Origin of the sequence: Kitasatospora sp. NPDC056446 (assembly GCF_042796115.1) — a bacterium.
GTDB lineage: Bacteria > Actinomycetota > Actinomycetes > Streptomycetales > Streptomycetaceae > Kitasatospora.
Genome location: NZ_JBHTRF010000004.1, coordinates 86,517 through 111,204, shown reverse-complemented (window position 1 = coordinate 111,204; position 24,688 = coordinate 86,517). Strand labels below are relative to the sequence as shown.

The window sequence follows — 24,688 nt, the reverse complement described above, 5'->3', positions numbered from 1 at the left end:
CCCGGGACGGTAGGTGACACCGCGATGGTCGGTGTGCGACGCTGCAGGCCGCGCGCCGTCGCGCGCGGGGAGCCGGGGGGTTCGTATGAGCGCTGGGCCACCGTCGGGTGGGCGCGGGCGGTGGGGCCGGTCGGCCGGGGTGCTGCTGGTCGTCGTCGGGCTGCTGCTCGCCGCCGCGGCGCTGCGCCCCGACGGCGGGCTCCTGGGCACGGCGGCGACCGGGCCGGTGGGCTCCCTCGGGTTCGTGGTGCTGCTCGGGCTCGGCTGGGCCGCGCTGGTCGGCCGGTTCGCGATGCGCTACCGCGAGGAGGTCCGGCACCTCGACGGGCCGACGCCCCGGGCCGACCGCCTCCGGGAGGCGGCGATGCTCCTGCTGCCGCCGGCCGCCGCCGCGGTGCCGGTCCTGCTGCTGGTCCTGCGCAGCCGGGCCGCGGACCCGGCCCCGCCCCAGCCGCCGATGCGGATTGCCCTCCCCAGCCCCACGGCCGAGCCCTCGCCCCCGCCGCCGGCGGTCCCGGCGGAGGTCGGCGGGGGGCTCGGGGTGGTGTTCGTCGCACTGCTCGTCCTGGCGGTGGTGGCCGCCGTCGTCCTCGGTGTCGTCCTCCTGCTCCGGCTGCGCCGGCTGAGGCGCCGGGAGGAGGAACTGTCCGAGGTGCTGCCCGCCGCGCCCATGGCCGAGAGCCCGGAGACCGTCCTCGCCGAGGCCGTCGACTCCGGCCGCAGGGCCCTCACGGGAGCGGACGCCCGGGCGGCGGTGATCGCCTGCTACGCGGCGATGGAGGGCTCCCTGGCCGCCTCCGGCCTGCCCCGGCACGCGTGGGAGAGCCCGACGGAGCTGCTCGGGCGCGTCCTGTCCGACGAGCGGGTGGACGCCGTCGGGGCCCGGGAGCTCACCGCGCTGTTCCGCGAGGCGCGGTACTCGACCCACCCGATGGACGACGCGCAGGTGCGCCGGGCCCGGGCGGCCCTGGACGCCATCGCGGCCCGGCTCGCGGACGCCGCACCACCGGGAGCGCCGGAGGCGACGGCGGCCACGGCAGCCACCGAGGCGACGGCGGCGACGGCGACGGCGGCCACGGGAGCGCACACCAAGGGAGGGCACCGATGAGCGCCGCCACGCCCCGGGACACCACGCCCCGGGACACCACGCCCCGGGACACCGCGCCCGCCGGCGGGCAGGAGCACGGGCTCGCCCGGCCGGGATCGGTGCGCCACAGCCTGATCGAGCTGGCCGTGCCCGCCGTCCTCGCCGAGGTGCTGTTCGCGCTGGTCGGCGGGTGGCCCGGGGCGGGCGCCGGCGCGGTGCTGCTGGCCGTCGTCGCCCTGCTGGTCGCGCGCCGGGTGGCCGGGGCGGACGTCGGGATCGGCTCCCTGCGCCGCAGGCCTCGGCAGATGGAGGCGTACGAGCCCGGCCTCGGCGACTGGCGCTGGACGGTCCGCCAGGGCCTCGACCCGAAGGGGGACGCGGCGCCGCTGCGCTTCCGCCTCCAACGGCTGTACGCGGTACGGCTGTCGGAGGTCCACGGCCTGGACCTGTCGGCCGACCGCGACCGGGCGGCCGAACTCCTCGGGCCCCGACTGTGGCCGTGGATCGACCCGTTGGCGCCCACCCCGACCGGGCCCGTCCCGGCCGCGGTCCTGCGCGAGCTGGTGGACCGGCTCGACTCCCTGTGACCCGCCGCGTTCCGGGGAGGCCTGGCCCTCCGCCCTTGCCACCCGGCACCGCCATCACCGTCACCGCCACCGTCACCACCGCTACGGCCCTCGACCACTGACCACTGACCACTGACCGAATCGTTTCCGCAGGAGCGTCATGTCCGACCTCTCCACCAGCCCCCGCCGTCCCGCCCACTCCGCCGACCCGGGCGCGCCGGCAGGCACCGCGGACGCCGTCCCGGGAGCCGGCCCGGCGACCCCGGCGGCAACCCCTCCGCTGACCGCGCCGCTGACCCCGCAGCAGGCCGGCGAGCGGGCCCGCGCGGTGATCGCGGAGATCGGACGGGCCGTGGTCGGCAAGCCCGAGGCCCTGCGCCTGGTCATGCTCGGCGCCCTCGCCGGCGGGCACGTCCTGATCGAGGACCTGCCCGGGCTCGGGAAGACCCTGCTGGCCCGCTCCTTCGCGACCACCCTCGGCCTGGACTTCCGCCGGATCCAGTTCACCCCCGACCTGCTGCCCTCGGACGTCACCGGCGCGCCCTTCTACGACCGCAACACCGGCGAGATGGTGTTCCGGCCCGGCCCGCTGTTCACCCAACTGCTGCTCGCCGACGAGATCAACCGCACCCCGCCCAAGACCCAGGCCGCCCTCCTGGAGGCGATGGCCGAGGGCCAGGTCTCCGTCGACGGAGCCACCCGCCGCCTGCCGGACCCCTTCCTGGTCATCGCCACCGCCAACCCGATCGAGTACGAGGGCACCTACTCGCTGCCCGAGGCCCAGCTCGACCGCTTCCTGCTGCGCGTGCGCATGGGCTACCTCCCCACCGCCACGGAGGCGGCGATGCTGCGCGCCAGGATCGACCGGGCGGCCCCCGAACCGGTCCTGGAGACCGTGGCCGGACCGGCGGAACTGCTCGCCCTGCGGGCGGCGGTGGAACGGGTCGAGGTCGACGACGACCTGGTCGACTACGTCATCGCCCTCGTCGACGCCACCCGCAACGACCAGCAGATCCAGGTCGGCGCCTCGCCCCGCGGCGGCCTGGCGCTGATCCAGCTCGCCCGCGCCCACGCCATGCTGGAGGGCCGCGACTACCTGACCCCCGAGGACGTCAAGGCGCTCGCCGGACCGGCCCTGGCCCACCGCATCACGCTCAAGCCGGAACTGTGGGTCCGCCAGATCGAGGCGGACGACGTGCTGGCGCGGCTGGTCGCCTCCGTCCCGGCACCGCGGACGCTGCCCCGCACGGTGACGGCGTGAACCGCGCGCCGGGCGCGGGCCACGCGCCGAGCCCGGACCCGGACCAGAGCCCGGAGCCGGACCAGGGCACGGGCCCGGGCACGGGCCCGGGCACGGCCACCGCACAGCCCCCGGTCGGCGACGGCACCGACCGGTTCGCCCGCCGCGCCCGGGCACTGGCCGTCGCCCGCAGCGTCCGGGCCACCGCCGCCGGCCTGCCCGACAGCCCGCCGCCACCGCACTGGCGGCCCGGCGAGCAGACCCTGCGCCTGCTCACGGTGGCCACCGTCGCGGCCGTCGCCGCCCTGGTCACCGGCCACGCCTGGCTGCTCGCCCCGGCCGCCTTCGCGGCGGTCCTGCTCGCCCTGGCGGCCCCCGGGCGCAGCCGTCCCACCCGGCTGTCCGCCGAGAGCACCGTCCGGCCGCAGCGCTGCTTCGAGGGCGAGCCCGTCGCCGTGCACGTCACCGTGCGGCACGACGGCCGGATCGGCCCGCCCGAGCCGGCCGTGGCGCTCGGCCCCGGCCTCAGCCTGGACGCGCTGACCGTCACCCCCACCGGCGTCGACCTCGTGTTCCGCGCCGAGGCCTGGGGCCGCCGGCACCTGGGGGTCGTCGACCTCGACGTGCCGGACGCCCGCGGCCTGACCCGCCGCACCGTCCGTACCGACCTCGGCACGGTCGACGTCTTCCCCGTCCCGGAGGCCTCCCGCCTCACCCCCGTCCCGGTCCGCCTGCCCGAACGGATCGGCGAGCACACCACCGCCCAGGAGGGCACCGGCATCGAGGTCGTCGGCGTCCGCCCGTACGTGCCCGGCGAGCGGCAGCGGCGGATCCACTGGCCGTCCACGACCCGCCGCGACGCCGTCCAGATCAACCAGTTCGCCGCCGAACGCGCCGCCGACGCGGTCGTCCTGCTGGACACGCTCGCCGACTACATCGACGCCGCCACCGGAAAGCGCAGCCTGGACGAGACCCTGCGCGCCGCCACCGGACTGACCCGCGCCTACCTGCGCCGGCACGACCGGATCGGCCTGGTCGCGGTCGGCGGGCGCCTGCGCCTGCTCACCGCCGCCACCGGCGACCGGCAGCTCTACCGCATCGTCGAGAGCGTGCTGGAGGTCCGTCAGGACCGCCCCCCGCGCGGCCCGCTGCCCGCCCTGCCGCTCGCGGCGATGCCCGGCCACGCCCTCGTCTACGCCTTCACACCGCTCGCCGACCAGCGCATCCTCGACGTCCTCGGCCAGGTCCGCGAACGCGGCAACCCGCTCGTCGTGGTCGAGATCCCGGCGGGGGAGCCGACGGCCCGCCCCGAGGACGAGACCGACGCCCTCGCGCTGCGGCTGTGGCGTGCCGAACGCGAGGCGATGCGCGCCACCCTGCGCGGGCGGGGTGTCCCCGTGGTCCGCCACACGCCCGGCGAGACCCTGGACCTGGCCCTCGCACCGCTGCTGCGCCGCCGGATGACGGGAGCCGCCCGATGACCGCCCCGACGGCAGGTCCGACGGCCGGTCCGATGACCGCCCCGACGGCCGGTCCGACGACTGCCCCGACGCCCGGCCCGACGACACGTCCGGCGAGGCGCCCGGCCCGCACGCTCGCCGGGACGGCCCGCCGACCCCGTACGGCCGCCCACCGCACCGGCTGGGCCCCGCGCCTGGAACGCGCCGCCCTGCGTGGCACCGGCACCGCCCTCGCCCTGGCCGCGGCGGGCACCGGAACCGGTACGCTCACCGACCGGCTGGGGCCGGTCTGCCTCCTGCCGGTCGCCGTCGGCGCGCTGTGGGCCGCCGTCCCCGCCCCGGACGGCCCGGCCCCGGTGACCTGGCGCGCCCGGCTGTCCGCGGCCCGCACCACCCTCCTGGCCGCCGGATCCGTCCTGCTCGCCTCCCTCGGCGAGCCGACCTGGTGGCGGGCGCTCGCGGTGACCGTCCTGCTCGCCGGCCACCTGCTGCTGCTCGACGCGCTCGGCCCCCGGCACCCGAGCATCCGCCCCGGCGCCGCGGCCGCCGCCCTCGCCGCCGCGCTGCTGGTCCTGCCGCCCGCCTTCGCCCCCACCACGGCGGGCGAGTGGTCCCGCCCGCTCGCCGTGCTGGGCCTGGCCACGGCCGCCGTCGGCGTGGGCCTGGCCCTGCGCCAGGACGGCACACCGCCCCCGTCCGAGGACCCGACCCGCCCCCGCGAGCCCGTCACCCGCCGCCGTCCGGGCCGCCGCCACTGACCCGCCGGGCCGGGTTCACGAGCCGGGGTACCGCAGACCGGCCGGCAGCGGGAATTGACATCACCGGTGCGTCAATCGTGATGATCTTGGTGTTGGTCCTCGGGTGCCGCGCGGTGCAAAGCTGAAGCCTCCCCTCCGCGGCTGTCCGGTGCGTACTGAGAGGCTTTCGATGAACACCTTCATGACGAAGAACGGTTCGGTACAAGGATTTCGGGCCTCCGCCGACGTCGTCGCCGTCCTCGGCATCCCCTATGCCGCCCCGCCGTTCGGTGCCAACCGGTTCCGGGAGCCCGCCCCGGCACCGGCATGGAGCGGCGTGCGGGACTGCACGGCCTTCGGCCCGGTCGCTCCGCAGTCGGCGGAGCTGCCCGGCGCGCCCGTGTGGTCGCCCGGTGACGAGGACATCCTCACCGTCAACATATGGACCCCGGCTGTTGAGGGCGGCCGCCTGCCCGTCCTGGTCTGGATTCACGGCGGGGCCTACACCTTCGGGTCCTCGGCCCAACCCGACTTCGACGGAACCGTCCTGGCCGGCGCCGGACTGGTCGTGGTCACCCTCAACTACCGGCTCGGCTTCGAAGGGTTCGGCCACGTCCCCGCCGCCGACGCAGCCGCCCACCCGGACAACCGGGGCCTGCTCGACCAGGTCGCGGCCCTGCGCTGGGTTCGGGAGAACATCGCCGCCTTCGGTGGCGATCCCGACAGTGTCACGGTCGCCGGCCAGTCCTCGGGAGCCGCCTCGATCGCCTGCCTCATGGTGATGGATCGCGCCCGCGGCCTGTTCCACCGTGCCATCGCCCACAGCGCCGCCAGCCCTTGCCACACGCCCGAAACCGCTGCGGCGACCACCCGTGAGATCGCCGAGGCAGCCGGCTGCCCCGCCACACCCGAGGGTCTGGCATCCGCGACTCCGCAGGCCCTGGTCACCGCCTCCGACACGGTGGTCGACGCCTACCGCCGTGACCCCGCCTCCGGACCCCGCCACTACGACCCCGTCCTCTACGCCCCCGTCCTCGACGGCGACGTACTGCCCACCGACCCCCTCACGGGGATGGCGTCCGGTGCGGCCCGGGACGTGGACCTGCTGGTCTGCCACACCACGGAGGAGTACTGGCTACTCGACGCCGTCGGCAGCAGCGCGAAGGTCACCACCGATGAGCAACTGGGCGTCTTCGCCGAGGACTTCCACCTCCCAGACGGCCTGGTGGCCGGCTACCGCGCCGCGATGCCCCACGCCCCGGTGCTCGACGTCTACCTCGCCGTCTTCGGGGACCTCCTGTTCGGCGAGTACAGCAACCGACTCGTCGAGCATCACGCCCGCGCCGGCGGCCGGGCGTTCCTCGCGCGTTTCGACCGTCGCCGCACCGGCCCGAGCGGGGTGGTGCGGGCCTGGCACTGTGCGGACATCCCCTTCGCCTTCGGCAACCTCGACACCGACTGCCTGGCTTTCCTCATCGGCGGCGCACCCACACCCGCGGACCACGGACTGGCACGCCGCATGGTGCGCGCGTGGGCCGACTTCGCCGCCACCGGGGACCCGGGCTGGCCGTCGGTCGGTGACGCCACCGCCCAGGCCGGGATCAGGATATGGAGCACGGAGGACGGCCCCGCCGAGGACACGGCGGCCGCTGTCCGAGCCCTTTGGGCCGAGGCCGACTTTCCCGTTCTGGGCCCGTGAACCGGCGAACCACCCCGGCAGGCCGAAAGCCCCGGAGCGGCTCAGGCGCTGTCCGCCCTGCCTCGTCCCAGGGCTGCCCGACTTCCGACTTCCGGCCGATGCCGATGCCGATGCCGATGCCGACGCCGACGCCGTACGTCCCGTACGGGTCGAACCCTTCGGGCATTCGGGTTGCCGACTGACAGCCCGCGGGGCATCCGAGGAACTCCTGATTCCACGTGCGATCCCGCACCAACGGAAGGAAGACCGGAGATGACCACCGCAATCGTCGGCGTCGGCAACATCGGGAGCGCTGTCGCCCGGCACCTGGTCGCCGGGGGCGAGACCGTCGTCCTGGCCGCCAAGAGCCCGGCAGGCGCCGAGCAGCTGGCGGACCGGCTCGGACCGCTCGCGCACGCGGCCTCCGTCGAGGACGCGATCACCGAGGCCGACACCGTCGTGTTCGCCGTCTGGCTCGACACCATGAGGGAGCTGCTCCCGCAGGTCTCCTCCCGGCTCGCGGGCAAGGTCGTGATCGACCCGTCGAACCCGATCGCCTTCGACGAGCAGGGCCGGATGGTGCGGTCGCTGCCCGCCGCGCAGTCGGCCGGATCGGTCGTCGCCGCCCTGCTGCCCGCAGACGCCCACTACGCCAAGGCCTTCGGCACCCTCGCGGCGGAGGCCCTGGCAGCGAACGCGAACCGGACACCGCAGCGGGCCGCGCTGTTCTACGCCGGCGACGACGAGCGTGCCGCGGACGCCGTCGAGCGGCTGATCCGTACGGCCGGGTTCGACCCGGTCAGGGCCGGCGGCCTGGCCGACGCCGGACGCATCGAGGCCCCCGGCGGCGACCTGCACCAGGCCGGATTCGACGGCGAGGTGGTCACCGCCGACCAGGCCCGGGCCGCCGTCGACGCCCGCCGTTGAGAGGCCGGGCCTGACAGGCGGGCCCTCGGCTGTCAGGCCCATCGGCACCCGGCCCCTCGGCCCTGGGGCACCACCTCCGCCCGCTCCTGGGCAAGGCGGCGGGCCGCTCCCGGTAGCGGCCGGCCCCTGCTGGGGGGCGTGGCGGGGAGCCGCGACGGCAGGCGGGAGCGGGCCGGAAAAAGAAAATCCGATCCGTTCGTCCGTCGTGTCGATCCCGGGCCGCGCCGTTCGACCTTGGGGTGAGAGGGTCGGGAAACGACCCCTGAGCAAGGAGAGCGACGATGGCGAAGTACATGCTGGTCATGCGGGGCACGGACGAGTCCATGGCGGCGATGATGGAGACGCCCTTCGAGGAGATGCTCGAAAGGATGGGCCGTTTCAACGACGAGCTGATCCGCGCTGGTGTGCTGGTCGCCGCCGAGGGCCTGGACGACCCGTCCCAGGGCGTGGTGGTCGACTTCGCCGGGGAGGCCCCGGTGATCACCGACGGGCCGTACGGCGAGACCAAGGAACTGTTCGGCGGCTTCTACCTGCTCGACGTGGCCTCCAAGGAGGAGGCGGTCGAGTGGGCCAAGCGGATCCCGGCCATCCCCGGCTCGAAGTGCGAGATCCGCCGGGTGCCCGGCATCGACGAGTTCCCGCAGGACAACGAGTGGATCGTCAAGGAGCGCGCGTGGCGTGAGCGGACCGGCCAGCTGTGATGCCCGGGGCCGCCGACGGCCCGCCGGTCGCCGAGTCGGCGCGGCGGGCCGTCGAGGCCGTCTGGCGGATCGAGTCCGCGCGGATCGTCGCCGCGCTGGCCCGCTACACGGGGGACTTCGCGCTCGCCGAGGACGTCGCGCAGGAGGCGCTCGCGGAGGCCCTGGTCGCCTGGTCGCGGGACGGGGCGCCGGCCAGTCCGGTGGGCTGGCTGCTGGCGACCGCGCGGCGGCGCGCCGTCGACTCCTTCCGCCGCAGGTCGGCGCTCGACGAGCGGTACGCCGCGCTCGCGGGCCCGCTGGCCGACGGTGAGTTCAGCTCGGGCGCGGCCACCGCGCCCGGGCGGGCGGACGACCTGCCCTGGGACCCGGACCGGGTCGACGACGACGTCCTCGCGCTCATGTTCACCGCCTGCCATCCGGTCCTCCCGCCCGAGGCCCGGGTGGCACTCACGCTGCGCGTGGTGGCCGGCCTGTCCAGCGAGGAGATCGCCCGCGCCTTCCTGGTGCCCACACCGACCGTCCAGGCCCGGATCACCCGGGCGAAGAAGACGATCGCCGCCGCCCGGGTGCCGTTCGAGCTGCCCCCGCCGGAGGAGCGCCGCGAGCGGCTCGGCGCCGTCCTGAGCGTCCTGTACGTGGTCTTCACGGAAGGCTCCACGGCGACGGCCGGGGACGACCTGCTGCGCCCCGATCTCGCCTACGAGGCGGTCCGGCTGGCCCGGACCCTGGCCGCGCTGCTGCCCGCCGAACCGGAGGTCCACGGCCAGCTGGCGCTGTTCGAGCTCACCGCGGCGCGCTTCCCGGCCCGGACCGGGCCCGACGGCGAGCCGGTGCTGCTGGAGGACCAGGACCGGCGCCGGTGGGACCGCTCGGCGGTCCGCCGCGGCCTGGCCGCGCTCGGCCGGGCCGCCACCCTCGGGCGCGGCCTGGGCCCGTACGGCCTCCAGGCCGCGATCGCCGCCTGCCACGCGGCGGCGCCCTCGGTGGCGGAGACCGATTGGGAGCGCGTCGTGCTCCTCTACGAGGCGCTCGGCCGGGTGGCCCCGTCACCCGTGGTCGAGCTCAACCGGGCGGTGGCCGTGGCGATGGCGGGCGGTCCGCGGGAGGCGCTGTCCCTGGTCGACGACCTGGCGGTCTCCGGCCGCCTGTCGGGGTCGCACCTGCTCCCCACCGTGCGGGGTGAACTGCTCACCCGCCTCGGCCGCACCGTCGAGGCCCGGGCCGAACTGGAACTCGCCGCCCGCCTGTGCCGCAACGCCGGTGAGCGCTCGGTCCTGCTGCGCAAGGCCGCCGCTCTGGAGTGACCCCCCGCCGGGCGGCAAACCGCCTGCCGCCGCCGGACCGTTCACCGGACCGCCGCCGGACCGCGCGCCTGACCCGCCGCCGGACCGCTCGCCGGAACGATCGTGAGCGGATCCGGCGCGGATCCGGCACGGGTTCGGTACACGGAGGTACGGAGAGGACCGATGTCCGACCGGTATCCGATCGACTTCCGACCGGTAGTGACCGGGGGATTGCGCGGGCTTCCGTGAGGCATATGCAGGCCCCGGGCGCTGTACGGTTCTGCCCAACGGCCTTTCCCCGGAGCGGGATTGCCCCACCCGGTGGTCGCACACCGAGTGAGGCGGGCGGGCCGATCACGGAAGATGAGGCGCATCCATGTATGACCGACCCTTTCCGGGGCGGGCGAACCCGCCCGGGTGGTCTCCCACGCTAGCAGGGGCGACAGCGGCCTCACGGGATTTCGCGGCCTGAGCAGCGCCGGTGGAGGGGCCGGACTCGGCGTCCTCCCAACCGTGTTGGCGCCCGGCTGGGGGGTGTGTGCCGACGGCGCGGTCGCGGGGGAGCGCGTCGCGCCGGTCCTCGACCTGCTGAGGACGCGCCGGGCTGCCGCCGGTGGGCGGTTCCGGGCCCGCCGTCGCTGAGCGGACGGCCCCCGGCCCGCGCCCCGTTGTGCGCGCCCCGTTGCCCGGGCCGCCGCATGGGGTGCGCGGCTGAATGTGCGCCCCCCGTTTCGGAGTTCAGCCCCCGTCGTGCGCCCTGTGCGCCCCGCGCCTGCTGCGCGCCCTGCGCCGTCCTGCGCGCCCCTTCATCCCCTGCTTGTCGTCCTCCGCACGCTGACGGCCCGACGCCGATGGGAGGCTGATGACCGGCCTGAGCAGTCCCGCGATGGACCTGGTCGGCTACGCCGCGTTCGTCCGACTCCACCACCACGGCTACGAGATGTACGCCCACGCCCGCCTGGGCGACGGCTTCCTGGCCGTCCGGGTCGTCGCGCAGGTGCTGTGCTGGGTCGAGCTGTGCTGGGGCGTGATGCTCCTGGGGGACCCCGCCGCCTTCACCTGGCGGATGCTCCGCGACGCGGTCACGGTGGCCCGGACCGGGGCGCGTGACTCCCGCGCGGACCGTCTGCACCGCGCCCTGCCCGACCGGCCCGCCGACGCCGTGCTCCTGCGCGAGGGCCTCGGTCTGGCGCCACGGGCCGCGGCGGCCCTGATGGGCCTGGACGAACCGGAGTTGTACGTGCAGCTCAAGGCAGCCCACCGGATGCTGGCCGGCCTCGGCGTCGCCCGCGGTGCGCACGGCCTCGGCTGCGGTCCCGGCTCCGGCCGGGGCGGGGGCTGGGGCCGGGGCGGGGGCGCCTGACACCTCGCCCCGCCGGCTCCTCGGTCGCCGCCACCGTGGCGCGCCTGGACGCCCCTTCCGGGCGCCGGTGCGCCACCGCTTCGCCATGCCTCGCCACAGGTTCACCCACTCGGGTTGTTTCAACCGCAAAGGAGGCAACTTAGGATGACTCATCATCAGAATTGCTTGCTGGCAAGGACTTTCGGCGACCTCAGGTGAATACAGGGGACTGCATGAACGACACAAGGGTCGATTCGCAAGATCATATTGACGCGGACACGCCGAGCGTGGCGCGAATGTACGACTATCTTCTTGGTGGGCACTACAACTACCCCTCCGACCGGGAGGCCTGCGACCGACTGCTGACGACCGTGCCCAGCACCCGGGAGCTCGCGGTCAACAACAGGGCCTTCCTGGTGCGAGTGGTGCGGCACATCGCCGAGCAGCACGGCATCAGGCAGTTCATCGACCACGGATCCGGCCTGCCCACCCAGGACAACGTGCACCAGGTCGCCCAGGCCGTCGACCCGGACAGCCGGGTGGTCTACGTCGACAACGACCCGCTGGTCCTCGGCTACGGACGGGCGTTCCTGGAGGAGAACCGGAACGTCCTCATCCTGGAGTCGGACATGCGGGACACCGGGGCGATCGCCACCGCCGCGGAACGGATCATCGACTTCAGCCGGCCGGTGGCCGCCCTGTTCGTCTCCGTCCTGCACTGCATCCCCGACGACGACCTGGGAAATCCCCGGACGATGGTCGAGGACACCGTGCGCCTGCTCGCCCCGGGCAGCGTCGTGGTGCTCTGCCAGCTGGTGAGCGAGGACGCCCGGATCCGCCACGGGGTCACCGAGCTGATGCGGGAGCAGACCGGCGACCGCTGGGGCCGGGTCCGGACGAAGGCCGACGTGGACGAGCTCTTCACCATCCCCCGACTGCGCGTCGAGGAGGAGGTCGGCCTGCTCGACGTCACCGACTGGCGGCCGGACACCGAACTGGTCCGCCGCCAGGCCACCCAGGAGTGGATCGAGTACGGGGGCCTGGCCACGGTGGGGTGAGCCCGCACCGCCGTTGTCCCGCACCGCCGTTGTCCCGCACCGCCGGTGGCCCGCTCCGGAGGCCGGGGCGGGCCCGGCGGGGACGTGTCCGACGCGCCGGCCCCGGGGGTTCAGAGGCGGGCGCGGTGCCAGTCGAGCGCCTCGACGATCAGCTCACGGCTCGGCACCGGCCCGGGGGCCTGCCGGATGACGCTGTCGCTGAGGTCCTGGTAGTCGAGGTAGTCGCCGTCCGCCGCCTCGCCCGCGATCGGGCCCCGGTGGAACTCGGCGCGCCCGCCCGACTCGGTGTAGATGACGTCCGGGGCGGCGAACGAGCCCCTGGCGAAGCTCAGCCGGATCAGCGAGGTCACCTGGATCGCCAGCGGGTCCTCCACCGTGATCACCCTGATGGCGACCGGCGAGGACGCGTCGTCCACGTACCGCAGCAGCACCTCGAGCTGCTCGACCATCATCCCTGGCTCGCCGAAGTCGGCGTAGAGGGCGCTGCGCTGGATGAAGAGCGTGGACCTCGGCTGCCTGGCCGCGAACTGCCGGGCGCGCAGCCCCCGGACCTCGATCACCCGGTGGGCCAGCTTCCGCTGACTGGCCAGCAGCGTCTTGGCCGTGACCACCTCGCGGTACCTCGGGGTCTGGAGGACCCCCGAGACCACGTTGGTGTCGATGACGATCTGCCGCTCGGCCCACTCCTCCAGGCTGGTCAGCCGCAGCATCGAGTCCGAGACGGCCTCGCGGTAGGCGCTGCGGGCACGGGTGCGCACGGCGCCGGCCCACCCCTCCACCGAGGCGTCGTCGGCGAGCCGGAGGAGGTCCTGCCGTCTCGGCCCGGGGCGGACCCCGAGGGCGTCCAGCAGGAGCTCCACGACGGCCGGCTTGTCGATCCGGGTCTCGCCGTTCTCGATCCGGCTGTAGACCGACGCGGACACCTTGATCCTGGTCCTGGCCAGCACCTGCCGTTGCGTCAGGGTGCTGCGCTCGCGCTCGATCTTCATCTCCGCGCCCAGGAGCAACGCGGGAACGCCCCAGGAGCCCGGCGGATCGGCCGCCGGCCTGCCGAACGGAACTACGCGATCTTCCATGGCCGCAGGCCCCCCTTGGGTAAAAACTCATCACCCGAATGGTCGGGTTAAGCATCACACAAAGGGGGCACCGACGTCACGCCAAGCCGCTAGAGTCGGCCGTTTGATGCACGGTTCAAACCGCCATGTGGTCGAATTCCCCGTTCTTGGCGCCGTACAGGAAAGCCTCGATCTCCGCCACGGTGAAGACCAGGGCCGGGCCGTCCGGGAAGCGGCTGTTGCGTACGGCCACCTGGCCGTCGTTCAGCTTGCGCAACTCCGCGCAGGCGCCGGTGCCCTGACTGCCCTGGGCCTTCTGCCAGCCGCCCGTCGCCTCGACCAGGTCCGCCGGCATGCCGTTGAAATAGTGGACCACCATCAGCTGCCTCCGCTGTCCGATTGGCGCCCATTCCTCCGATCGTCACACGTTCGGAGAAAGACCCTGGCGGGGCGCCTGTGAAATCCCGTGCGGGATTTCACAGGCTGGGCGAGATGAATCATTCACCTCGGAAATCGAACAGCACCACTCCCCGATGGGGTGAATGCCGACCGGATTCTGCATATCTACGGTCAGAATCTGATCCTACGGACTGATCATTGGTGCGGGGGTGCGGGGGTGCGGGGGTGCGGGGGTGCGGGGGTGCGGGGGTGCGGGGGTGCGGGGGTGCGGGGCGTACCTGCCCGGGTGTCAGGAATCGGTGGCGGAGCGTTCGGCGGCGCTGCGCAGGACGCAGAACTCGTTGCCCTCGGGGTCGGCGAGGACCGCCCAGCCCGAGCCGTCGGGGTCGCGGAGGTCGGAGACCAGGGTGGCGCCGAGCCCCAGCAGGCGGTCCACCTCCTGGTCGCGCGAGATGTCGGGGCGCAGGCACAGGTGGACCCGGTTCTTGACCGTCTTGGGCTCGGACACCTGGTTGAAGTACAGCACCGGGCCCTCCGCCAGCTGCACCTCCGTCTCCCGGGAGCCCGGCCGGTCCTCCGGGTGCAGCGGACGGCCGGTCACCCCGCTCCAGAACCGGGCCAGCTCATAGGCATCCGCACAGTCGATCGCCACGTTCTGCAATACCGAGACCATGCGCGCGAGTCTCCCCGATCCCCGCACCGGGGGCCACCGGTTTGTGCGCCGCGCCCGGAGGGCCCGGCGCCCGCGTGGTTCAGGCGGCGGTGGTGAGGTCGGTGCGCTGCGGTTCCGGGCGGACGGCGAGGGCGGGGAGCCGGCGTTCGAGGCCGAGCAGGAGGGCGCCGCCGGCCAGGGCGGTGGCGGCCAGGGCCAGCCAGGGCAGCCGGCTGTCGAGGGCCAGCAGGCCGGTGAGCAGCGAGGGGGCCAGGGCCGCGGAGAGCGACCAGGAGAGCTGGTAGGCGGCCAGGTAGCGGCCGCGGACGGCGGCGGGGGCGGTGGCGGTGACCAGCGCCGAGGCGGCGGGGTTGTGGACGATCTCGCCGAGGGTGACGACGACCACCACGGCCATCAGCGCGGCGGTGGTGAAGCGGCCGGTGGCGGGCACCAGCAGGGCCTGGGCGAGGAATCCGGCGGCGAACAGCGCGGCACCGGTGGCGGCGGCCCGGTTGCGGGTGGTGAACCGGCGGACGGCGAGCCCGGCGGGGACGCCGAGGGCGGCGCACAGCACGGTGTTGACGGCGAAGGCGAGGCCGGCCAGCGAGGCGGAGGCGTGCAGGACGCCCGTCACGTACACCGGGAGCAGCACCGCGAGCGAGGCGTAGCCGAGGGAGATCAGCAGGTTGGCGGTGGCCAGGCCGAGGAACGGCCGGTCGGCCAGGACCGCCCGGTAGCCGATCCGCCCGGCGCCGCCGCGGACGGTGCCGTCGACGGCTTCGGGGCGAGGGTCGGGGACGCGGCGGACCAGGGCGGCGGCGGCCACGAAGCTGGCGGCGTTGAGCAGGGCCGCGACGGTGTAGCCGCCGTCCCCGGCCAGGCCGACCAGCAGGGCGGCGAGCAGGCTGCCCGCGCCGAGGCCGGCGTTGGCGAGGCTGCGGCCGAGGGCGTTGATGCGCTCCAGGCCGGTGCCGGAGGCGAGTTCGCCGATCCTGGCCTGCTGGACGGCCGGGTAGCCGCGGGTCGCCACGGCGGTGACCAGGGTGACGGCGACGAAGGCGGGCAGCGTCGAGGCGAAGGGGTAGACGGCGAACCCGGCGGCCCGGACCAGGTGCAGGGCGATCTGCGTCCGGCGGGCGCCGAACCGGTCGACGGCGGTGCCGACCAGGGGCAGCGCGACCATCGCGAGCAGGCCGGTGACGGTGAGGACCAGGCCGATGACGGCCAGCGGCAGGCCGGTGACGTGGCGGAAGAAGACCAGGCTGAACGGCACGTACATGCCGTTGCCGAGGGCGTCGATGGCCAGGGCGGCCATCAGGTTGCGTTCGCCGGGGAAGCCCGGGCTCCTTTTCGAAAGCATGCAAGTAACTTACTACTAAGCAAATGAGAGTCAAGCTACTTTCTGGCAAGTAATCCTGTGCCACACTGAACCCATGACCAGCAGCACCGACGCCCCCGACCCGCTCGGCACGGCCGCCGACCCGCTCGGCACCGGCCCCGACCCGGTGGACGCGATCACCGCCCAGTGGCGCCTGGAGCGGCCCGACCTCGCGCAGAGCCTGCACGCGATGGAGGCCTTCGGGCGGATCTACCGGCTCTCCCGGGCCATGGGCGAGCGGATGGAGCGCGCGTACGCCCCGTTCGGCATCGGACGCGGCGAGTTCGACGTCCTGGCCACCCTGCGCCGCTCCGGCGAGCCGTACTCCCTCGCGCCGCGCGAACTGGCCGCCACCCTGATGCTGACCACCGGCGGCATGACCGGCCGCCTGGACAAGCTGGAGCGGGCCGGCCTGGTCACCCGATCCCCCGACCCGAACGACCGCCGCGGCCTGCGGATCGGCCTCACCCCCGAGGGCCGGTCCACCGTGGACGCGGCGGTGGCCGCCGGGGTCGCCGTCCAGCGCCACGCCGTGGACGCCCTCGGCCCCGAGCGGTCCGCCGAGCTCAACGGCCTGCTGCGCGACCTGCTGGCCGCACTGGACGGCTGACCACACCGGACGGCTGAACCCCCGCCGCAGGACCCCGCGGACCCGCGCGCCGGCCTGCCGGGGACGGCCCGGGCCCGCCGGTAGCCTGGCCGCGTGGACCCCGTGCAGGAGGCAGCCGCGGCGCAGCGGCCCGTGCTCTACGAGCGGGCCGGGCACGTCGCACGCGTGACGCTGAACCGGCCCGAGGTGCTCAACGCGATGGACCTGCGGACGCACGAGGAACTGGGCGCGGTCTGGGACGAGGTCGAGCGCGACGACCAGGTACGGCTGGTCGTGCTGACCGGCGCGGGCGACCGTGCCTTCTCGGTCGGCCAGGACCTCCGGGAGCGGGCCCGGCTCGACCGCGAGGGCACCCCGCCGACGACCTTCGGCTCCAAGGGCCTGCCGGGCTGGCCGCGCCTGACCGAGCGCTTCTCCCTGTCCAAGCCGGTGCTGGCACGCGTCCGGGGCTACGCGCTCGGCGGCGGCTTCGAACTCGTCCTCGCCTGCGACCTGGTGGTCGCCGCGCAGAGCGCCGTCTTCGCCCTGCCCGAAGCGGGCCTCGGCCTCGTCCCGGGTGCGGGCGGCGCCTTCCGGCTGGCCCGGCAGATCCCGCTCAAGGCCGCGATGGGCTACCTGCTGACGGGCCGCCGGATGTCGGCGGCCGAGGCGCTGGCCTTCGGGCTGGTCAACGAGGTCGTGCCGGACGAGCGGCTGGACGAGTGCGTCGAGCGGTGGACGGCGGACCTGCTGCGCTGCGCGCCGCTGTCGCAGCGAGCCCTGAAGGAGGCCGTGCTGCGCTCGCTGGACCTGCCGCTGGAGCGGGCGTTCACCACCCGCTACCGGTGGGAGCGGGTCCGCCGGGTCAGCGAGGACGCGCGGGAGGGGCCGCGCGCCTTCGCGGAGAAGCGCCCGCCGGTGTGGCGCGGGCGCTGAGCCGCCGGGCCCCGGGTCGCCCGCCCTGCCGCCGGGGCCGCTCTCAGTCGTTCTCCGTGCCGCCGAAGGCGGACTCGAACTCGTCGATGTCCTCCTGGCCCAGCGAGATCAGCGAGAAGTCCGACGGGGTGTGGCCGCCGGGGCCCTCGGCGGCGTGCCGGACCAGGCCGTCGAGCACGGCCCGCCAGCGTTCGGCGAGGTCGCCGAGCTCCGCCGCGCCGAGCAGCCCGGCGGGCGACTCCAGGACGAAGCCCAGTTCGGGGCCCTCGGGCAGGTCCCGGGCCGCGCCGTTGATCTCCAGTACGTGCCGCAGCGGCGTCGAGGGGTCGACACCGCCGTCGGGCGCCGGGTGCTCGTCGGCCGGGGTCCACGGGCGCGGGCCGTCGGCGCCCCGGGGCGCGGCGGACCCGGGGGCGCCCGGCTCCCTGGCCGGACCGCCGAAGCGGCCCAGGTAGTTGAACCCGATCTGCGGCGCCGCGAAGGGTTCCAGCACCGTACGGGTGGCCGGGTTCACGTACCTGAGCAGGCCGTAGCCGAGGCCGTCGCCCGGCCCCTGCCGCAGCTGCTCCTTGACCCGCTTGATCAGCCGCGCGGCGTCCGCGCCGCCCGCCCGGACCTCGGCCGTGTCGACCGGGCCGGCCTCCAGCCACACCGGGTGGACGGAGGTGAACCAGCCGACGGTCCGGGTCAGGTCCATGTCCTCGGACAGCGGGACCCGGCCGTGCGCCTCCCGGTCGATCAGGAAGCCGTCGGGGGCCCGCCCGTCGCGCGCCCGCAGCCACTCGTCGAGCGCCGCGGTCAGCCCGGACAGCAGCACGTCGTCGACCCCGGCGTGGTAGGCGGCGGGCAGGGCCGCCAGCAGCGGCCCGGCGATGTGCGGCGGGACGGTCAGCTCGGCCCGGGACAGGCCCTTGCCCACGGTGTCGGTGCGCGGGTCGAGCGGCCGGCCGGCGAGCGGGGGCTCGACCCGGTCGACCACCCGCCGCCAGGCGGGCAGCTCGGCCACGGTCTGCTGCGCCCTGGCCCGCTCCGCCAGGGCGCCCGCCCAGCGGCGGAACGAGGTCGGCTCGGCGGCGACCGCCTCCCGCGCGGCCTCGGGGCCCCCGGCGGCCAGGGCCGCGTGGGCCAGGGCCAGATCGGGCATCAGCACCCGCCAGGAGACGCCGTCGATCACCAGGTGGTGGGCGGTCAGCAGGACGAGCCCGGGCCGCCCGGGGCCTCGGTCGAGGAGTACGGCCCGCACCATCACGCCGTCCTGCGGGGCGAGCGCGGCCTCGGCGGCGGCGGCCTGCGCGTCGATCAGGGCGGTCAGCCGCGCCCCGTCGAGTCCGGCCGCCTCGACCCGGGTGACCAGGTCCGTCGCGGCGACCGCCGGGGACGCCTGCGGCTCGGGGACGACCAGCTGTCCGTCGGCCTCCGCCAGCCGCGCCCGCAGCACGTCGTGCCGGTCGACGACCGCCTGGAGCACCGCGGCCAGCTGTCCGGTGGTCAGGCCGGGCGGGGCGGTCAGCACCATCGACTGGTTGCCCGCGAGCGCCGCCGAGCCCGTCCGGGCCGCGGTCTCGTGCATCACCGGGGTCAGCGGGACCGGGCCCCAGGGGACGTCCTCGGGACGCTCCGCCCCGGTGTCCTCGATCGGCTCGGCCACCCGGGCGAGCTCCGCCGGGGTGCGCAGCTCGAAGACCTGGCGCGGGGTGAGCGCCAGGCCGGCCTTGCGGGCCCGGCCCGCCAGCAGCATCGAGGTGATCGAGTCGCCGCCGAGCACGAAGAAGGAGTCCTCCGCGCCGACCCGTTCCAGGTTCAGCACCTCCGCGAAGAGCCGGCACAGCAGCTCCTCCGTGTCGGTGGCGGGCTCGCGGCCCGACGCCGAGCCGGAGAAGACGGGCCGCGGCAGCCCGGCCCGGTCGACCTTGCCGTTCGCCGTCACCGGCAGCGCGTCGAGCACGGTCACCGAGGCCGGGACCAGGTAGTCGGGCAGCTTCCCGGCGAGGTAGTCCACCAGCGCCTGCGGATCGGGCCCGTGGCCGCCGTCGGACGGGCCTCCGTTCGCCCGCCCGCCGTCGGCGGGAGCGCCGTTGGCCCGCCCGCCGTCGGCCCGCCCGCCGTTGGCCCGCCCGCCGTTGGGCGGCACGCCGTTCGCCCGCCCGCCGTTGGGCGGCACGACGTACCCGGCCAGCCGCTTGTGGCCGGTCCCGTCCTCGAACGCGACCACGAGCGCCTGGGCGACGTCCGGGTGCGCGGCGAGCACGGCCTCGATCTCGGCCGGCTCGACGCGGAACCCGCGGATCTTGAGCTGTTCGTCGACCCGGCCGAGGAACAGCAGCTGTCCGTCCCGGCTCCACTGGGCGAGGTCGCCGGTGCGGTACATCCGCGCGCCCTCGGGCTCGCCCTCGGCGGGGAAGGGGCAGGCGACGAAGCGCTCCGCGGTGAGGGCGGCGCGGCCGAGGTAGCCGCGGGCCAGCCCGGCCCCGGCGAGGTAGAGCTCGCCCGTCATGCCGACCGGCACGGGCCGGAGGAACGCGTCCAGGACGAACACCCGGGTGCTGTCCATCGGCCGGCCGAGCGGCACCGAGTCGGGCACCGCGTCCGGGTCGGTGAAGGCCAGCTGGGTGGCGAAGGCCGTGGACTCGGTCGGGCCGTAGGTGGTGCGCACCACCATGCCGGGGTGGGCGCGCAGCAGCGTCCGGACGGCGTGCGCGGAGACCACGTCGCCGCCGGTGGACACCTCGCGCACACCGCCGAAGATGTGCGCGGCCTGTTCGGCGAGCACCCGGAAGTGCCCGGCCGTGGCGTGCACGCCGGTCACCTTCTGGGCCGCGATCAGCCGGCCGCGCTCGACGGTGTCGATGTCGCCGGGGGGCACCAGCACCAGCCGGCCGCCGTGCAGCAGCGTCGTCCAGATCTCGTGGGTGGAGGCGTCGAAGGCGTGGTTGGCCTGCACCAGCACCCGTTCCAGGACCTCGTCCGACCAGCACGCGTCGAGGCAGAACGCCAGGACGCTGCCGTAGCTCACCGCGACGCCCTTCGGCAGGCCGGTGGAACCCGAGGTGTAGATGACGTACATGAGGTTGTCCGGCTCCACCCGCACCGGGGGGAACGCCCCGGGCCCGTCGGCGTCGGTCCCGTCGGCGGGTTCGAGGCGCAGCACCTCGGCGGGGGCGAACAGGGCCTCGTCGGCCAGGCCGCGCCGCGCGTTCGGCCCGTCGACCAGGACGACGGCCGCGCCCGCCTCCGCCGCCACCGCGGCGAGCCGGGCGGCCGGGTGCCTGCCGTCCATCGGCAGGTACGCCGCGCCGGCCTTCACCACCGCGAGCAGCGCGGTGACCAGCTCGGGCGAGCGTTCGGCCACCAGGCCCACCAGGCGTTCGGGGCCGGCGCCGTGCCGGGCCAGCCGGTGCGCCAGCCGGTCGGCGCGGCGGTCCAGTTCGGCGTAGGTCAGCTCGGTGTCCCCGGCGACCACGGCCACGGCCTCGGGGGTGCGGCGCGCCTGCCGCGCGAGGAGTTCGGCGAGCGTCGCGTCGGGCAGCTCGCGGCGGGTCCGGTCGCCGCCCGATCCGTCCAGGTCGTGCCGTTCCTCGCCGGTCAGTACGTCCAGTCGTCCCAGCGGTACGTCGGGGTCGTCCGCGACCTGGCGCAGTACCAGGAGCATCCGGTCGACGAGGGCGCGGGCGGTGGGCTCGTCGAACACGTCGGGCCGGTAGTCCAGCCGGACCTCGATGTCGTCGGTCGGGGTGATCACGATGGTCAGCGGGTAGTGGGCGGCCTCCTCGCCGCCGCCGGCCGAGACCCGCAGGCCGGCCGGGCCCTGCCCCGGGCCCTGCCCCTGCCCTGGTCCGTCGGAGCCCGGCCCGTCGGGGCCCCGCCCGTCGCCCGGCATCGGGCCGGGCGGCCCCGGCGGTGCCGCCGGCAGCGGGCCGCCGCCCTGCTCCCCGCTGCGCAGCGCCGTGCCGCCCAGTCCCTCGCCCGGCGGCGGGGGCGGCGGCGGGGGAGCGCCGGGCCCGGCCGCCCCGGCCTGCCCGTCGGGCGGTTCCGCGCCGGGGGCCGACGGCGCCGCCATCGGTCCGCGCGGATAGTTCTGGAAGACCATCAGGGTGTCGAAGACCGCACCGGGACCGCAGGCGCGCCGGATCTCGGGAAGGCTCAGCTGCTGGTGGTCGAGCAGGGCGGCCTGCTGGTCCTGGAGCGCCGCCATGGCCTGGCGGAACGGCAGGGCCGCGTCCAGCCGCACGCGCACGGGCACGGTGTTGATGAACAGCCCGACCATCCGGTCCGCCTGCGCCACCTCGGCGGGGCGGCCGGAGACGGTCGCGCCGAAGACGGTGTCCAGCCGGCCGGACAGCTTGCCGACCAGCAGCGCCCAGGCGACCTGGAAGACCCGGTTGAGGGTGACGCCGGAGGTGCGGGCCGTCTCCCGCAGCCGGTCGGCGAGTCCGTCGCCGGCCCGGTCGACCACGTGCCGGAGTATCACCGGCGGGCCGCCGCCGTTCTCCGGGCCCACCAGGGTGGGGCCGTCGGCCCCGGCCAGCATGGCCCGCCAGGCCTCGCGCGCGGCGTCGGTGTCCCGGCGCACCAGCCAGGCCAGGTAGTCGCGGTACTGCGGCACCGCCGGGAGCACCGAGGGGTCGCCGCCGTTGCCGTAGACCTCCCACAGCTCGTGGAACAGGATCGGCAGTGACCAGCCGTCCATCAGGATGTGGTGCATCGTCACCACCATGCGGTGGCGGCCGGGACCGGCGCGCAGCAGCAGGACGCGCAGCAGCGGCGGCATGCCGAGGTCGAAGCGCCGCGCGTCGACCTCGGCCAGGTGCCGGGCCCGCTCCTCGGCCTCCTCGGCGCCCAGCGCGCTGAGGTCGGCCTGCGTCCACGGGATCCGCACGCCCTTGGCGATCACCTGGACGGTGTCGCCGCCCGAGCGGGCGCGGAACGCGGCCCGCAGGCTCGCGTGCCGCTCCAGCAGCGCCTGCCAGGAGGCCTGGAGGACTTCGGGCCGCAGGTCGCCGTCGAGGTTGAGGATCCGCTGGCCCACGTAGACGTCCCGGGGCGCGTCCTGGTCGTACGAGGAGTGGAACAGCAGTCCCTCCTGGAGCGGGGACAGCGGCCACACGTCCTCGACCGTCAGCTGGGTCATCATGCTCTCCGTTCGGGTCGGCCGGGCCGTGCGGGTCGGTCGGGTTCGTCGGATCGGCCGGGTTCGCCGGGCCGTGCGGGTCGGTCTGGGCGGTCGGGTTCGTCGGGCGGTCCGGGCCGGTCGGGCCCGTCGGGGCCCGCGCTCTGGGGCGGCGGCAGCCGGTGCAGGGGCCCGCCGCCGCGCGGCAGCGGGGGCAGTCCGCCGTAGCCGTTCGCCGGGTGCGGCTCCGCTCCCGGGTCCTGCCCGGCTTCCGGGCGGGGTGCGGGCGGGTCGGCGAACTGGGTGCGGTAGAGCTCCGCGTACAGGCCGCCGGCGCCGACGAGGTCGGTGTGCCGGCCGCGTTCGACCACGTGCCCGTCCTTGAGCACGAGGATCTGGTCGGCCTCGCGGATCGTGGACAGCCGGTGCGCGATCACCAGGGCGGTGCGCCCGGCCAGGGCGGTCCACAGCGCCTTCTGGAGGGCCGCCTCGGACTCCGAGTCCAGGTGCGCCGTCGCCTCGTCGAGCACGACCACGGACGGCTTCCTGAGCAGCAGCCGGGCGATCGACAGGCGCTGCTTCTCACCGCCGGAGAAGCGGTAGCCGCGGTCGCCCACGACGGTGTCGAGGCCGTCGGGGAGCGCCTCGACCAGGTCCCGGACCTGCGCGGCCTCGCAGGCCTCGACCAGTTCCTCCTCGGTGGCGTCCGGCTTGGCGTAGAGCAGGTTGGCGCGGATGGTGTCGTGGAACATGTGCGCCTCCTGGGTCACCATGCCGACGGTGTCGTGCAGCGAGTCCAGGCTCAGGTCGCGCACGTCGTGGCCGCCGATCCGCACGGTGCCCTCGGTGGGCTCGTACATCCGGGCCACCAGCTGGCTGATCGTGGTCTTGCCCGCGCCGGACGGCCCGACGAGCGCGGTCAGCCGGCCCGCCGGGGCGCGGAAGCTCACCCCGCGCAGCGCCGGGGTGTCGTCGGAGTGCTCCGGGGCCCGCAGCGACAGCGTCTCCAGCGAGGCGAGGGAGACCTCCTTCGCCGACGGGTAGCGGAACGAGACGTCCTCGAACTCGACCTCCGGGGCCCGGGCCGGGTCGGCGGCGGGCAGCGCGACCGGGTCGGGCCGCTCCACGATCAGCGGCTTGAGGTCCAGGACCTCGAACAGCCGGTCGAAGGAGACGAGCGCGGTCAGGTAGTTCGACTGGAGGTTGGAGAGCTGGTTGATCGGGCCGAACAGCCGGGCCAGCAGGGTGGCCAGGGCCACCAGCGTGCCGATCTGGATGGCCCCGTCGACCGCCAGCACGCCGCCGACGCCGTAGACCACCGCCGTGGCCAGCGACGCCAGCAGCGTCACCGTCACCAGCAGCATCCGCCCGTAGACGGAGGTGACGACGCCGACGTCCCTGACCCGCGCCGCCGTCGCGGCGAACCGCCGGTCCTCGCCCTGCGCCCGGCCGTACAGCTTGACCAGCAGCGCGCCGGCCACGTTGAACCGCTCCTGCATGAACGAGCCCAGCTCGGCGTCCAGTTGCATCGATGTGCGCAGGTTGCGCTGGAGCCGGCGGCCGACCACGCGGCCCGGCAGGACGAACAGCGGCACCGTGACCAGGACGACCAGGCCGACGACCCAGGACAGGTAGAAGATCGTCGCGATCACCAGGCCGAGCACCAGCAGGCTCGACAGCACGTTGGACAGCAGGACGGTCACCGCCTGCTGGGCCTCCATCACGTCGGTGTTGAGCCGGCTCACCAGCGAACCGGTCTGCGTCCGGGTGAAGAACGCCAGCGGCTGGCGCTGCACGTGCCGGAAGACCTGGGTGCGCAGGTCGTAGACGAGCCCCTCGCCGATCCGCGCCGAACTGCGGCTGACCAGGAAGCCCACCAGCGCCTGGAGCAGCGCCAGGCCCGCCACCGCGACGGCGGCGCCCACCACTACGCCCCGGTCCCGGGGCAGGATGCCGTGGTCGATGAGCACCTTGAACAGCAGCGGTGTGGAGACGGTGATGACGGCGTCGACCACCGTCAGGCTCAGCAGCGCGGCGATCTGCCGGCGGTACGGCCGCAGGTAGGGCCGGATCCGACGGGCGGTGCCGGGTGTGACCTGGCCCCGGGCGGGCTGCGCCCCGTCGCCCGCGGTGGCCCGTACGGTGATCAGCGGGCCCGGGCCGCTCATGGCGCGGCGACCTCCGTCCCGTCCGCTGCCGGGATCCCTCTCCCGTCCGCCGCCGGGACCGTGACCGTGCCCGGCGGCCGCTGGTCGGTCCAGACGCGGTCGACGTACGCCAGGCACTCGTCGCGGGCGCCCTGGCCGTAGGCGATCCGCCACCCGGTCGGGACCTGCGCGAACGCGGGCCACAGGGAGTACTGGCCGCGCGGGTTGACCAGCACGAGGTAGCGGGCGTCCGGGTCGTCGAAGGGGTTGGTCGTCATCTCGGTCTCCTCGGGTGGTTCTGCGGATGGTCGGGAGGCTGGTCAGGCTGGTCAGGCCCGTCCGACGG

20 protein-coding genes are annotated in these 24,688 nt (G+C 75.2%); 13 read left to right on the top strand and 7 right to left on the bottom strand.

The window, feature by feature from the left end:
• The first annotated feature begins 85 nt into the window (after window positions 1-85).
• The 11 genes from ACFQ6N_RS04240 (at window position 86) to ACFQ6N_RS04190 (ending at window position 12,079) form a co-directional block, all read left to right on the top strand.
• Entirely contained in the window at window positions 86-1,108 is a 1,023-nt protein-coding gene (locus ACFQ6N_RS04240) for a DUF4129 domain-containing protein (RefSeq protein WP_380646744.1), read from the top strand.
• Entirely contained in the window at window positions 1,105-1,674 is a 570-nt protein-coding gene (locus ACFQ6N_RS04235; protein ID WP_380646743.1) for a hypothetical protein, read from the top strand. The genes ACFQ6N_RS04240 and ACFQ6N_RS04235 overlap by 4 nt, the downstream gene beginning before the upstream one ends.
• 139 nt (window positions 1,675-1,813) lie before the next feature.
• The gene (locus ACFQ6N_RS04230; RefSeq protein ID WP_380646742.1) at window positions 1,814-2,914 is read left to right on the top strand and encodes an AAA family ATPase; all 1,101 of its coding nucleotides are present in this window, start codon (window positions 1,814-1,816) and stop codon (window positions 2,912-2,914) included.
• On the top strand, window positions 2,911-4,374 hold the full coding sequence (locus ACFQ6N_RS04225; protein ID WP_380646741.1) for a DUF58 domain-containing protein: 1,464 nt from the start codon (window positions 2,911-2,913) through the stop codon (window positions 4,372-4,374). Before ACFQ6N_RS04230 ends, ACFQ6N_RS04225 begins: the two co-directional genes overlap by 4 nt.
• Complete coding sequence (locus ACFQ6N_RS04220; RefSeq protein WP_380646740.1) at window positions 4,371-5,111, top strand: hypothetical protein; 741 nt, start codon at window positions 4,371-4,373, stop codon at window positions 5,109-5,111. Before ACFQ6N_RS04225 ends, ACFQ6N_RS04220 begins: the two co-directional genes overlap by 4 nt.
• 169 nt (window positions 5,112-5,280) lie before the next feature.
• A complete protein-coding gene (locus tag ACFQ6N_RS04215) occupies window positions 5,281-6,789 on the top strand; it encodes a carboxylesterase/lipase family protein (protein WP_380646738.1) in 1,509 nt (502 codons plus the stop codon).
• Window positions 6,790-7,041: 252 nt separating this feature from the next.
• Entirely contained in the window at window positions 7,042-7,695 is a 654-nt protein-coding gene (locus ACFQ6N_RS04210) for an NADPH-dependent F420 reductase (RefSeq protein WP_380646737.1), read from the top strand.
• Between the two features lie 281 nt (window positions 7,696-7,976).
• Complete coding sequence (locus tag ACFQ6N_RS04205; protein ID WP_380646736.1) at window positions 7,977-8,396, top strand: YciI family protein; 420 nt, start codon at window positions 7,977-7,979, stop codon at window positions 8,394-8,396.
• Complete coding sequence (locus ACFQ6N_RS04200) at window positions 8,396-9,700, top strand: RNA polymerase sigma factor (protein WP_380646734.1); 1,305 nt, start codon at window positions 8,396-8,398, stop codon at window positions 9,698-9,700. Before ACFQ6N_RS04205 ends, ACFQ6N_RS04200 begins: the two co-directional genes overlap by 1 nt.
• Window positions 9,701-10,541: 841 nt before the next feature.
• Complete coding sequence (locus tag ACFQ6N_RS04195; protein WP_380646733.1) at window positions 10,542-11,042, top strand: hypothetical protein; 501 nt, start codon at window positions 10,542-10,544, stop codon at window positions 11,040-11,042.
• A gap of 212 nt (window positions 11,043-11,254) precedes the next feature.
• Complete coding sequence (locus ACFQ6N_RS04190; RefSeq protein ID WP_380646732.1) at window positions 11,255-12,079, top strand: SAM-dependent methyltransferase; 825 nt, start codon at window positions 11,255-11,257, stop codon at window positions 12,077-12,079.
• A gap of 110 nt (window positions 12,080-12,189) precedes the next feature.
• Here ACFQ6N_RS04190 and ACFQ6N_RS04185 read toward each other — a convergent pair whose 3' ends face one another.
• The 4 genes from ACFQ6N_RS04185 to ACFQ6N_RS04170 all read right to left on the bottom strand — a co-directional run bounded on the left by ACFQ6N_RS04185 (window position 12,190) and on the right by ACFQ6N_RS04170 (window position 15,545).
• The gene (locus ACFQ6N_RS04185; RefSeq protein ID WP_380646731.1) at window positions 12,190-13,155 is read right to left on the bottom strand and encodes a Scr1 family TA system antitoxin-like transcriptional regulator; all 966 of its coding nucleotides are present in this window, start codon (window positions 13,153-13,155) and stop codon (window positions 12,190-12,192) included.
• Between the two features lie 115 nt (window positions 13,156-13,270).
• Window positions 13,271-13,513 carry a DUF397 domain-containing protein gene (locus ACFQ6N_RS04180; protein WP_380646730.1) on the bottom strand — a complete coding sequence of 81 codons (243 nt, stop codon included), beginning with the start codon at window positions 13,511-13,513 and terminating at the stop codon, window positions 13,271-13,273.
• A 309-nt stretch (window positions 13,514-13,822) separates the two neighbouring features.
• On the bottom strand, window positions 13,823-14,206 hold the full coding sequence (locus ACFQ6N_RS04175; protein WP_380646728.1) for a VOC family protein: 384 nt from the start codon (window positions 14,204-14,206) through the stop codon (window positions 13,823-13,825).
• Window positions 14,207-14,285: 79 nt separating this feature from the next.
• Window positions 14,286-15,545, bottom strand: coding sequence for an MFS transporter (locus ACFQ6N_RS04170; RefSeq protein WP_380646727.1), 1,260 nt, complete (start codon window positions 15,543-15,545; stop codon window positions 14,286-14,288).
• A gap of 73 nt (window positions 15,546-15,618) precedes the next feature.
• Here ACFQ6N_RS04170 and ACFQ6N_RS04165 point away from each other — a divergent pair, with 73 nt between their 5' ends.
• Together ACFQ6N_RS04165 and dpgD are read left to right on the top strand one after the other, a co-directional pair.
• On the top strand, window positions 15,619-16,173 hold the full coding sequence (locus ACFQ6N_RS04165) for a MarR family winged helix-turn-helix transcriptional regulator (RefSeq protein WP_380646726.1): 555 nt from the start codon (window positions 15,619-15,621) through the stop codon (window positions 16,171-16,173).
• A gap of 93 nt (window positions 16,174-16,266) precedes the next feature.
• Window positions 16,267-17,088: an enoyl-CoA-hydratase DpgD gene (dpgD, locus tag ACFQ6N_RS04160; RefSeq protein WP_380646724.1), complete on the top strand. Its 822-nt coding sequence runs from the start codon at window positions 16,267-16,269 to the stop codon at window positions 17,086-17,088.
• Between the two features lie 43 nt (window positions 17,089-17,131).
• Here dpgD and ACFQ6N_RS04155 read toward each other — a convergent pair whose 3' ends face one another.
• From ACFQ6N_RS04155 to ACFQ6N_RS04145, 3 genes are read right to left on the bottom strand one after another with little or no spacing between them, the layout of a single operon-like run.
• Window positions 17,132-22,216: an amino acid adenylation domain-containing protein gene (locus tag ACFQ6N_RS04155; protein ID WP_380646723.1), complete on the bottom strand. Its 5,085-nt coding sequence runs from the start codon at window positions 22,214-22,216 to the stop codon at window positions 17,132-17,134.
• Window positions 22,216-24,363: an ABC transporter transmembrane domain-containing protein gene (locus tag ACFQ6N_RS04150; RefSeq protein WP_380646722.1), complete on the bottom strand. Its 2,148-nt coding sequence runs from the start codon at window positions 24,361-24,363 to the stop codon at window positions 22,216-22,218. Before ACFQ6N_RS04150 ends, ACFQ6N_RS04155 begins: the two co-directional genes overlap by 1 nt.
• Window positions 24,360-24,620 carry an MbtH family protein gene (locus ACFQ6N_RS04145; protein ID WP_380646721.1) on the bottom strand — a complete coding sequence of 87 codons (261 nt, stop codon included), beginning with the start codon at window positions 24,618-24,620 and terminating at the stop codon, window positions 24,360-24,362. Before ACFQ6N_RS04145 ends, ACFQ6N_RS04150 begins: the two co-directional genes overlap by 4 nt.
• Between the last annotated feature and the right edge of the window lie 68 nt (window positions 24,621-24,688).

What these genes read in the sequence shown, in the direction of transcription:
- ACFQ6N_RS04240 (WP_380646744.1), top strand. Translation starts at nt 86, where the DNA reads ATGAGCGCTGGGCCACCGTCGGGTGGGCGCGGGCGGTGGGGCCGGTCG.
- ACFQ6N_RS04235 (WP_380646743.1), top strand. Translation starts at nt 1,105, where the DNA reads ATGAGCGCCGCCACGCCCCGGGACACCACGCCCCGGGACACCACGCCC.
- ACFQ6N_RS04230 (WP_380646742.1), top strand. Translation starts at nt 1,814, where the DNA reads ATGTCCGACCTCTCCACCAGCCCCCGCCGTCCCGCCCACTCCGCCGAC.
- ACFQ6N_RS04220 (WP_380646740.1), top strand. Translation starts at nt 4,371, where the DNA reads ATGACCGCCCCGACGGCAGGTCCGACGGCCGGTCCGATGACCGCCCCG.
- ACFQ6N_RS04215 (WP_380646738.1), top strand. Translation starts at nt 5,281, where the DNA reads ATGAACACCTTCATGACGAAGAACGGTTCGGTACAAGGATTTCGGGCC.
- ACFQ6N_RS04210 (WP_380646737.1), top strand. Translation starts at nt 7,042, where the DNA reads ATGACCACCGCAATCGTCGGCGTCGGCAACATCGGGAGCGCTGTCGCC.
- ACFQ6N_RS04205 (WP_380646736.1), top strand. Translation starts at nt 7,977, where the DNA reads ATGGCGAAGTACATGCTGGTCATGCGGGGCACGGACGAGTCCATGGCG.
- ACFQ6N_RS04200 (WP_380646734.1), top strand. Translation starts at nt 8,396, where the DNA reads ATGCCCGGGGCCGCCGACGGCCCGCCGGTCGCCGAGTCGGCGCGGCGG.
- ACFQ6N_RS04195 (WP_380646733.1), top strand. Translation starts at nt 10,542, where the DNA reads ATGACCGGCCTGAGCAGTCCCGCGATGGACCTGGTCGGCTACGCCGCG.
- ACFQ6N_RS04190 (WP_380646732.1), top strand. Translation starts at nt 11,255, where the DNA reads ATGAACGACACAAGGGTCGATTCGCAAGATCATATTGACGCGGACACG.
- ACFQ6N_RS04185 (WP_380646731.1), bottom strand. Translation starts at nt 13,155, where the DNA reads ATGGAAGATCGCGTAGTTCCGTTCGGCAGGCCGGCGGCCGATCCGCCG.
- ACFQ6N_RS04180 (WP_380646730.1), bottom strand. Translation starts at nt 13,513, where the DNA reads ATGGTGGTCCACTATTTCAACGGCATGCCGGCGGACCTGGTCGAGGCG.
- ACFQ6N_RS04175 (WP_380646728.1), bottom strand. Translation starts at nt 14,206, where the DNA reads ATGGTCTCGGTATTGCAGAACGTGGCGATCGACTGTGCGGATGCCTAT.
- ACFQ6N_RS04170 (WP_380646727.1), bottom strand. Translation starts at nt 15,545, where the DNA reads ATGCTTTCGAAAAGGAGCCCGGGCTTCCCCGGCGAACGCAACCTGATG.
- ACFQ6N_RS04165 (WP_380646726.1), top strand. Translation starts at nt 15,619, where the DNA reads ATGACCAGCAGCACCGACGCCCCCGACCCGCTCGGCACGGCCGCCGAC.
- ACFQ6N_RS04155 (WP_380646723.1), bottom strand. Translation starts at nt 22,216, where the DNA reads ATGACCCAGCTGACGGTCGAGGACGTGTGGCCGCTGTCCCCGCTCCAG.
- ACFQ6N_RS04150 (WP_380646722.1), bottom strand. Translation starts at nt 24,363, where the DNA reads ATGAGCGGCCCGGGCCCGCTGATCACCGTACGGGCCACCGCGGGCGAC.
- ACFQ6N_RS04145 (WP_380646721.1), bottom strand. Translation starts at nt 24,620, where the DNA reads ATGACGACCAACCCCTTCGACGACCCGGACGCCCGCTACCTCGTGCTG.